The 7225-nt window shown below is 69.0% G+C and carries 6 protein-coding genes; 5 read left to right on the top strand and 1 reads right to left on the bottom strand.

What is annotated here, in order from left to right; all coding sequences use genetic code 11:
- Positions 1 to 107: 107 nt before the first annotated feature.
- Positions 108 to 1121 carry a hydroxyacid dehydrogenase gene (locus tag ACZ4UU_RS43195; protein WP_471908926.1) on the bottom strand — a complete coding sequence of 338 codons (1014 nt, stop codon included), beginning with the start codon at positions 1119 to 1121 and terminating at the stop codon, positions 108 to 110.
- 121 nt (positions 1122 to 1242) lie between these two features.
- Between ACZ4UU_RS43195 and ACZ4UU_RS43190 the strand changes: the two genes are divergently transcribed.
- From ACZ4UU_RS43190 to ACZ4UU_RS43170, 5 genes are all read left to right on the top strand, one after another.
- On the top strand, positions 1243 to 2496 hold the full coding sequence (locus ACZ4UU_RS43190) for an FAD-binding protein (RefSeq protein ID WP_471908924.1): 1254 nt from the start codon (positions 1243 to 1245) through the stop codon (positions 2494 to 2496).
- 125 nt (positions 2497 to 2621) lie between these two features.
- A complete protein-coding gene (locus ACZ4UU_RS43185; RefSeq protein WP_471908923.1) occupies positions 2622 to 3869 on the top strand; it encodes an ROK family protein in 1248 nt (415 codons plus the stop codon).
- A gap of 193 nt (positions 3870 to 4062) precedes the next feature.
- Complete coding sequence (locus ACZ4UU_RS43180; RefSeq protein WP_471908922.1) at positions 4063 to 5328, top strand: ABC transporter substrate-binding protein; 1266 nt, start codon at positions 4063 to 4065, stop codon at positions 5326 to 5328.
- Positions 5329 to 5348: 20 nt separating this feature from the next.
- Positions 5349 to 6314: a carbohydrate ABC transporter permease gene (locus ACZ4UU_RS43175; protein WP_471908921.1), complete on the top strand. Its 966-nt coding sequence runs from the start codon at positions 5349 to 5351 to the stop codon at positions 6312 to 6314.
- The gene (locus tag ACZ4UU_RS43170; protein ID WP_471908920.1) at positions 6311 to 7207 is read left to right on the top strand and encodes a carbohydrate ABC transporter permease; all 897 of its coding nucleotides are present in this window, start codon (positions 6311 to 6313) and stop codon (positions 7205 to 7207) included. The genes ACZ4UU_RS43175 and ACZ4UU_RS43170 overlap by 4 nt, the downstream gene beginning before the upstream one ends.
- Positions 7208 to 7225 lie beyond the last annotated feature (18 nt).

Raw genomic sequence — 7225 nt, 5'->3', positions numbered from 1 at the left:
CGTCCGGCGTTTGAGGACGAGGCCCGCAGGGCCGACAGCGGGGGTCTGGGGGCGCAGCCCCCAGGGACGGGACGGGTAGGGGCGGCGGGGGCGAAATCAACCGGTCGTTACGCCATGCGTTCCAGTTCGGACGGGACGATCCCGTGGGCCAACGGCTGCCCGCCGCCGAACCGTTCCGCCTCCTCCGCGACCGCGAGTCCCAGGCGGGAGGCCTCGTTGCCCTGGGAGCCGGCGAGGTGGGGGGTGAGGAAGGCGTTCGACAGGTCGTAGAGGGGGGAGTCGGCGGGGAGCGGCTCGGGGTCGGTGACGTCGAGGATCGCCGAGAGGCGGCCGGCGCGGAGTTCGGTGATCAGGGCGTCGTGATCGAGCAGGCCGCCGCGGGCGGTGTTGATCAGGACGGCGCCGTCGGGCATCAGGGACAGCTCGCGCGGTCCGATGAGGTGGTGGGTCTCCGGGGTCTCGGGGGCGTGGATCGTCACGACATCCGAGGTGCGCAGCAGATCGGACAGGTCGAGCAGCGGGACGCCCAGCTCGGCGGCCCCGGCCTCGTCGACGTACGGGTCGCAGAGGCTCACGCGGAGGTCGAAGGGGCGCAGGAGTTCGATCACGCGGCGCCCGATACGCGAGGCCCCGATCACCCCGACCCGGCGACCGTGGTTGCCGATGCCGGGGACGAGCCCCCAGCCCGGGAAGACCCGCTCGGTACGCAGCCGGTCGCGAGCGGCGAAGAGGTCCTTCCCGGCGAGCAGGATCATCGCGAGGGTGTACTCGGCGACCGGCAGGGCGTTGGCCGCCGCGGCCGAGCTCACCGCGATGCCCCGCCGCCACAGCTCGGGCGTGGCGAGACCTTTGACCGAGCCGGCCGAGTGCAGCACCGCCCGCAGCCTGGGCGCGGCATCGAGGACGGTCTTGTCGAGGCGGGGGCAGCCCCAGCCGGTGACGAGGATCTCGGCGCGGGCGAGGGCGTCCCTCAGGCGCGGTTCCGGGTCCGTGAAGTCCTCGGCCACCAGGGCCGGGTCGATGTCCACCGCCTGCCGCAGCCGCCGAATCACCTCCGGTGGGAAGACCTGCGGCACGTTCTCGGCGGACATGGCGAACAAGGCGTACGGCCGCTGGGTCAAGGACATGCCCTCCGACTCGGTGAAAGGTGGTGAGAAAGCGTTCTCTACAGCGCTCTCCACCGTAGGCAGCCGCGAATGAGAGGGTCAACGCACACGCACTCACCTTGGAGGACGGCGAGGGATGACGGAGACGATCACCAACTGGGCGGGCAACATCACGTACACCGCCAAGGAACTGCACCGCCCGTACTCGCTCGACGCGATCGGCGCGCTGGTGGCCGCGAGCGCGAAGGTGCGGGTGCTGGGCAGCGGTCACTCGTTCAATCCGATCGCCGAGCCGGGCCCCGAGGGTCTCCTGCTGTCGATCGCAGGCCTGCCGCCGGTGATCGACGTGGACCGCACGGCCCGTACGGTCCGCGTCTCGGGCGGCGTACGGTACGCCGAGCTCGCCCGCGTGGTGTACGCGCACGGGCTCGCGCTGCCCAACATGGCGTCCCTGCCGCACATCTCGGTGGCCGGCTCGGTCGCCACCGGTACGCACGGGTCGGGGGTCGGCAACGGTGCGCTGGCCTCGTCCGTGCGGGAGGTGGAGCTGGTCACGGGCGACGGGACGGTGGTGGTCATCGGGCGGGACGACGAACGGTTCGGCGGTGCCGTCACCTCGCTGGGCGCCCTCGGCGTCGTCACGGCGCTCACTGTCGACCTGGAGCCGTCCTTCGAGGTCGAGCAGCATGTCTTCACCGAGCTGCCGTTGGACGGGCTGGACCCGGCGGCGTTCGAGACGGTGATGGCGTCGGCGTACAGCGCGAGTCTGTTCACCGACTGGCGGGCGCCGGGCTTTCGGCAGGTGTGGCTCAAGCGCCGTACCGACCAGCCGCTGCCCGACTTCCCGTGGGCGGCGCCCGCCACGGAGAAGCTGCACCCGGTGCCGGGGATGCCCGCGGTCAACTGCACGGAGCAGTTCGGTGTGCCGGGGCCGTGGCACGAGCGGCTGCCGCACTTCCGGGCGGAGTTCACGCCGAGCAGCGGGGCGGAGCTCCAGTCGGAGTATCTGCTGCCGCGCGGGTACGCGGTGGACGCGCTGCGGGCGATCGACAGGATCCGGGAGGCTGTGGCCCCCGTGCTCCAGACCTGCGAGGTGCGGACGGTCGCCGCCGACGGCCAGTGGCTGAGCCCCTCCTACGGGCGGGACACGGTGGCGCTGCACTTCACCTGGGTCGCGGACACCGCTGCCGTACTGCCGGTGGTGCGGCGGCTGGAGGAGGCGCTGGACGCCTTCGAGCCGCGGCCGCACTGGGGGAAGGTGTTCACGGTGCCGTCGGAGGTCGTGCGCGGGCGGTATCCGCGGCTGGACGACTTCCAGGCGCTGGCGCGGGAGCTGGACCCGGGTCGGAAATTCGCCAACGCCTTCGTGCAGGACATACTGGGAGAGTGAAGTGCTGGGAGACTTCGTAAACCCCCTTTCCTAACCCCTTGTCGAAAGTCTCCGCACGCCATAGCCTTGCGCCGCGCCGGTGCCGACGACGACCCGGCTGAGCGAAGGGACGGGGGACACGCCCGGTGAAGCGCACATCACGCGACATCCGCACCGCCAACCGCTACGAGGTGCTGCGCCAGATCATCGCCGCGTCGCCCACCTCCCGGCAGGAGCTGGCGGCGGCCACCGGGCTCAGTCTCGCCACGGTCGCCACCCTCGTGGGCGAGCTGCTCGACCTCCGCATGATCACGGAGGTCGGGTTCGAGGACTCGGCCGGCGGCCGCCCCCGCGGGCTCGTGGCCGTCAACGCGTCCGGTGGCGCCCTGATCGGCGTCGACATCGCGGAGACGTACGTCCATGTCGAGCTGTTCGATCTCGGACTGAACGTGCTGGCCCGTGCCGAGGAGGACGTCCGCCCCGGTGAGAGCCTCCCCGAGCAGGTTGTGGGGCATGTCGCCGCCGCCGTCGGCTCGGTGGTGGCGCAGGCCGGCATCGAGGGCGCCCGCGTCCTCGGCGTCGGCGTGAGCGTGCCGGGGCAGGTGGACCGGGCCACCGGCATCTCCGAGTACGCGCCCAACTGGGACTGGCACGACGTGCCGCTGCTGGAGCTGCTCACCGAGCACATCGCCTACCCGCTGTACCTGGACAACCCGCTGCGGGCCAGCGCGGTGGCCGAGCTGTGGTTCGGGGCGGCGCGCGGGAGCGGGGACGCCGTGGTGGTCAACCTCGGCACCGGTGTGGGCGCCGGCCTGGTCCTGGGCGGCGGGCTGCACCGGGGCGTCAGCAACAGCGCCGGCGAGTGGGGGCACACCACGATCGTGCTGGACGGCCGGCTGTGCCGGTGCGGCAGGCACGGCTGCGTGGAGGCCTATGTCGGCGCGTCCGGGATCATGCTGACCCTGCGGGAGCTGAGCGCGGACAGCGCGCTGCTGCATCCGGAGGACCAGACGGCCACCATCGACGCGCTCGCCCGGGGACTGCGGGGACGCGACCCCGTGGCGCTCAAAGCGCTCCGAGACACCGTCCGCTACCTCGGTGCGGGCATCGCGGACCTGGTCAACCTGTTCAATCCGGAGGTGGTCGTGCTCAGCAGCTGGGTCGCCGCCGCCCTGGGCGAACCCCTGGTCGCGGAGGTGCGCGAGGCCGTCGCCCGGCACGCGCTGCCCCGGCCGATGGCCGCCACCCGGATCGTCCTGTCCCCGATCCCCACCGACCCGGTGTGCCTGGGCGCGGCCACGTTCGCGCTGGAGGGCGCCTTGCAGTCCGTAGGACAGAGGCAGGCAAAGCGGACCCCCGCACCGGCCCGGAGCCGTACCGCACCGCCTTCCTAGCACCCCCGCCGCGTCCGGTATGCCGAACGTTGCGCAACGCTTCGGACAGACTTCGTCCAACCCCTTGCCGAAGCCTTAGCCGAAGGTTAACGTCCCGCACCGCAACCCCATTTGAGCCAACTGGCGCTGAGCCGCTCCAGCCGCAGGCCACGGGCGCAGAGCCGCAAGCCGTACTCGAGACAAGGACGTCAGCATGTCGGCAATGAGCAACAGCAACTGGGACCGCCGAACCGTTCTGCGGGCCGCGATGGGTCTGGCCGCCGCCGGCGGGCTCGCCGCGTGCGGCAGCAACAACGGCCGCGGCGGCGGATCGGGGTCGGGCACGAACCTCGTGCAGATGTTCCACGCGTACGGCGAGGCGGGCACCGAGCAGGCCATCAAGCGGTACGCGAAGGCGTACAAGGAAGCCAATGTGACCACGCAGTGGATCACCAGCTCGGACTTCGAGAGCAAGCTCTTCTCGGCCCTGCTCACCGACAACGCGCCGGACCTCTTCGAGTTCCACCCGCAGATCCAGATGGTCAAGAGCGGCCAGGTGGCGGACCTGACCGACATCATCGACCCGGTCAAGTCCGACTTCAATCCGGCCGACATCAAGTCGCACACGGTCGACGGGAAGATATACGGCGTCCGGATGATCGACGACCCGCAGTTCTTCTTCTACCGCAAGTCGATGCTGGAGAAGGCCAAGGTCGAGGTGCCGACCACGCTCGACGAGCTGATGGAGGCCGCGGCCAAGCTGACCACCGGCAAGGTCAAGGGCCTGTACATGGGCAACGACCTGCACAGCGTCAACGACACGCTGATCTGGTCGGCGGGCGCCCAGCACCTCGACGAGAAGAACCAGATCGCCTATCACACGGACGGCGTCGTCGAGGGCCTGAAGAAGATGCGCACGCTGTTCACCAGCGGCGACCTTCTCCTCGGCGCTCCGACCGAGTCGTGGGATCCCTCCTCGTTCAACCAGGGCCTGTGCGCCATCCAGTTCTGCGGCATGTGGGCGATGCCGGCGATCCAGGACGCGCTCGGCGACGACTGGGGCGTCTTCCCCTTCCCGAAGGTCACGGACTCCGGAAAGCAGTCGGTCTACAACGGCGGCTGGTCGATGTTCGTCAACGCCAAGGGCAAGAACGTCGACGCGGCCAAGGAGTACGTCAAGTGGCTGTGGATCGACCAGAAGCAGTACCAGGAGGACTGGGCCACCTCCTACGGCTTCCACATCCCGCCGCGCACCTCGCTCGCCAAGGAGGCCGACAAGCTCAAGTCGGGCAACGCCGCTGAGGGCGTCCGCCTCTTCAACGAGTTCGGGCACTTCGACAACATCGGCTGGACCCAGGCCATGCGGACCGCCTTCGAGGACGTCTTCGCCAACTGCGTCCGCAAGGACATGGACCCGGAGAAGGCGCTCGACAGGTGCGACACGGCCGTCAACCGCGAGCTCAAGAAGCTGTTCGGATAGGCCGCGGGACGGACCACGACATGTCGACGACCACCAAGCTCGACCTCGCGAGCTCCGCCACGGCGAAGGCCTCACCGGCCAAGCCGCGGCGGGGTCTGCGGGGCAGCCCCACCTTCACCTTCTGGCTCTTCACCGGGCCGTTCCTGATCGGTCTGGCGATCTTCGTCTACGCGCCGATCCTCTGGAGCCTGTGGCTGAGCTTCTTCGAGGCCCGCTTCACCGTCACGCCGGACAAGTTCGTCGGGTTCGACAACTACAAGTACATGCTGACGAACGACGACTTCGTCGGCTCGCTCGGCACCTTCACCCTCTTCGCCGCGTTCATCGTGCCCACCACCTGGGCGCTGTCGCTGGGGCTGGCCCTGCTGGTGAACCGGATGCGCTTCATGCGGGCGTTCTTCCGCTCGGTCTTCTTCCTGCCGACCGCGGTCAGCTATGTCGCCGCGTCGCTCATCTGGAAGATGTCCATCTTCAGCGGGGTCCGCTTCGGCCTGATGAACACGGTCCTCGGCTGGTTCGGGGTCGAGAACATCGCCTGGCTGATCGACCCCAATCCGCCCTGGTACTGGCTGGTCATCGTGAGCGCCCGGCTGTGGCTGCAGTCCGGCTTCTACATGATCCTGTTCATCGCCGCGCTGCAGAACATCCCGGAGGAGCTGTACGAGGCCGCCGCCATCGACGGCGCCAAGTCCGGCTGGCAGACCTTCTGGTACATCACCCTGCCCCAGCTGCGGGCCACGTCCACCGCGGTGATCCTGCTGCTGCTCGTCGCCGCCTACCAGGCCTTCGACGAGTTCTTCAACCTGCTGTCGAAGACCACCTGGGGCCGTCCGCCACTCGTCGAGCTGTACTACAAGGCCCTGGGCGAGAGCCAGGACTACGGCGCCGGCAGCGCGGGCGCGCTGATCCTGACCGTGCTGATCTGTGCCGTGACCCTGCTCCAGGGCAAGATCATGGGCTTCGGAAGGGGGGACGAGTCCAAGTGACCACCACCATGCCCAAGGTGCGCAAGTCCGCACCGAAGTCGGACGTACCCAGCCGGGTCAAGCGCGGTGGCGGCGTGATGAGCTCCACCGGCCTCTACATCTCCACCGGCGTCGCCGCCTTCCTCTTCCTGATCCCGTTCTACATCCTCGTCCGCAACGCCCTCTCCACCGACGCCGAGATCACCGGAGAGAACTGGAAGCTCTTCCCCACGGACATCCAGTGGGGCAACATCAGCGAGCTCTTCAGCGACGAGACGGTCCCGTTCGCCCAGTCCCTGTGGAACTCGGCGGTCGTGGCCACCCTGCACACCGTCGGCGTCCTGCTGGTGTGCTCGCTGGCGGGCTACGGCCTGGCCCGTATCCCGTACAAGCACGCCAACAAGGTGTTCTACGCCGTCCTGGGCACCCTGATGGTCCCGACCGCCGTCACCTTCGTGCCGAGCTTCGTGCTGGTCTCCTCGCTGGGCTGGGTGGACACTTACCGGGGTCTGATCATCCCGGGCCTGTTCAGTGGTTTCACCTGCTTCCTCTTTCGGCAGTACTTCCTGGGGTTCCCCAAGGAACTGGAGGAGGCGGCACGCATGGACGGCCTGGGCTACTGGGGCGCGTACTGGCGTGTCGTCGTACCCAACTCGCTGAACTTCTTCGCGGCGATGGCGACCATCACCTTCATCGCCGGCTGGAACGCCTTCCTGTGGCCGCTGGTCATCGGGCAGGACCCGAGTTCGTGGACCGTCCAGGTCGCGCTGTCCAGCTATATGACCAACCAGACCGTCGTCTTCCACATGATCTTCATGGCGACGGCCGTTTCCATCCTGCCCCTGGTGTTCGTGTTCCTCTTCCTCCAGCGCTGGCTGGTGCAGGGGATCGCACAGACCGGCATCAAGGGCTGACGCCTTCCTCACGAGCTG

The organism is Streptomyces sp. NPDC028907 (assembly GCF_055564995.1).
The sequence above is the reverse complement of the archived record's forward strand: the minus strand, read 5'-3'. Positions and strand labels throughout refer to the sequence as shown.

Bases quoted from the DNA above. Each gene is read 5' to 3' on its own strand.
- ACZ4UU_RS43190 (WP_471908924.1), top strand. From the start codon at position 1,243: ATGACGGAGACGATCACCAACTGGGCGGGCAACATCACGTACACCGCC.
- ACZ4UU_RS43180 (WP_471908922.1), top strand. From the start codon at position 4,063: ATGTCGGCAATGAGCAACAGCAACTGGGACCGCCGAACCGTTCTGCGG.
- ACZ4UU_RS43175 (WP_471908921.1), top strand. From the start codon at position 5,349: ATGTCGACGACCACCAAGCTCGACCTCGCGAGCTCCGCCACGGCGAAG.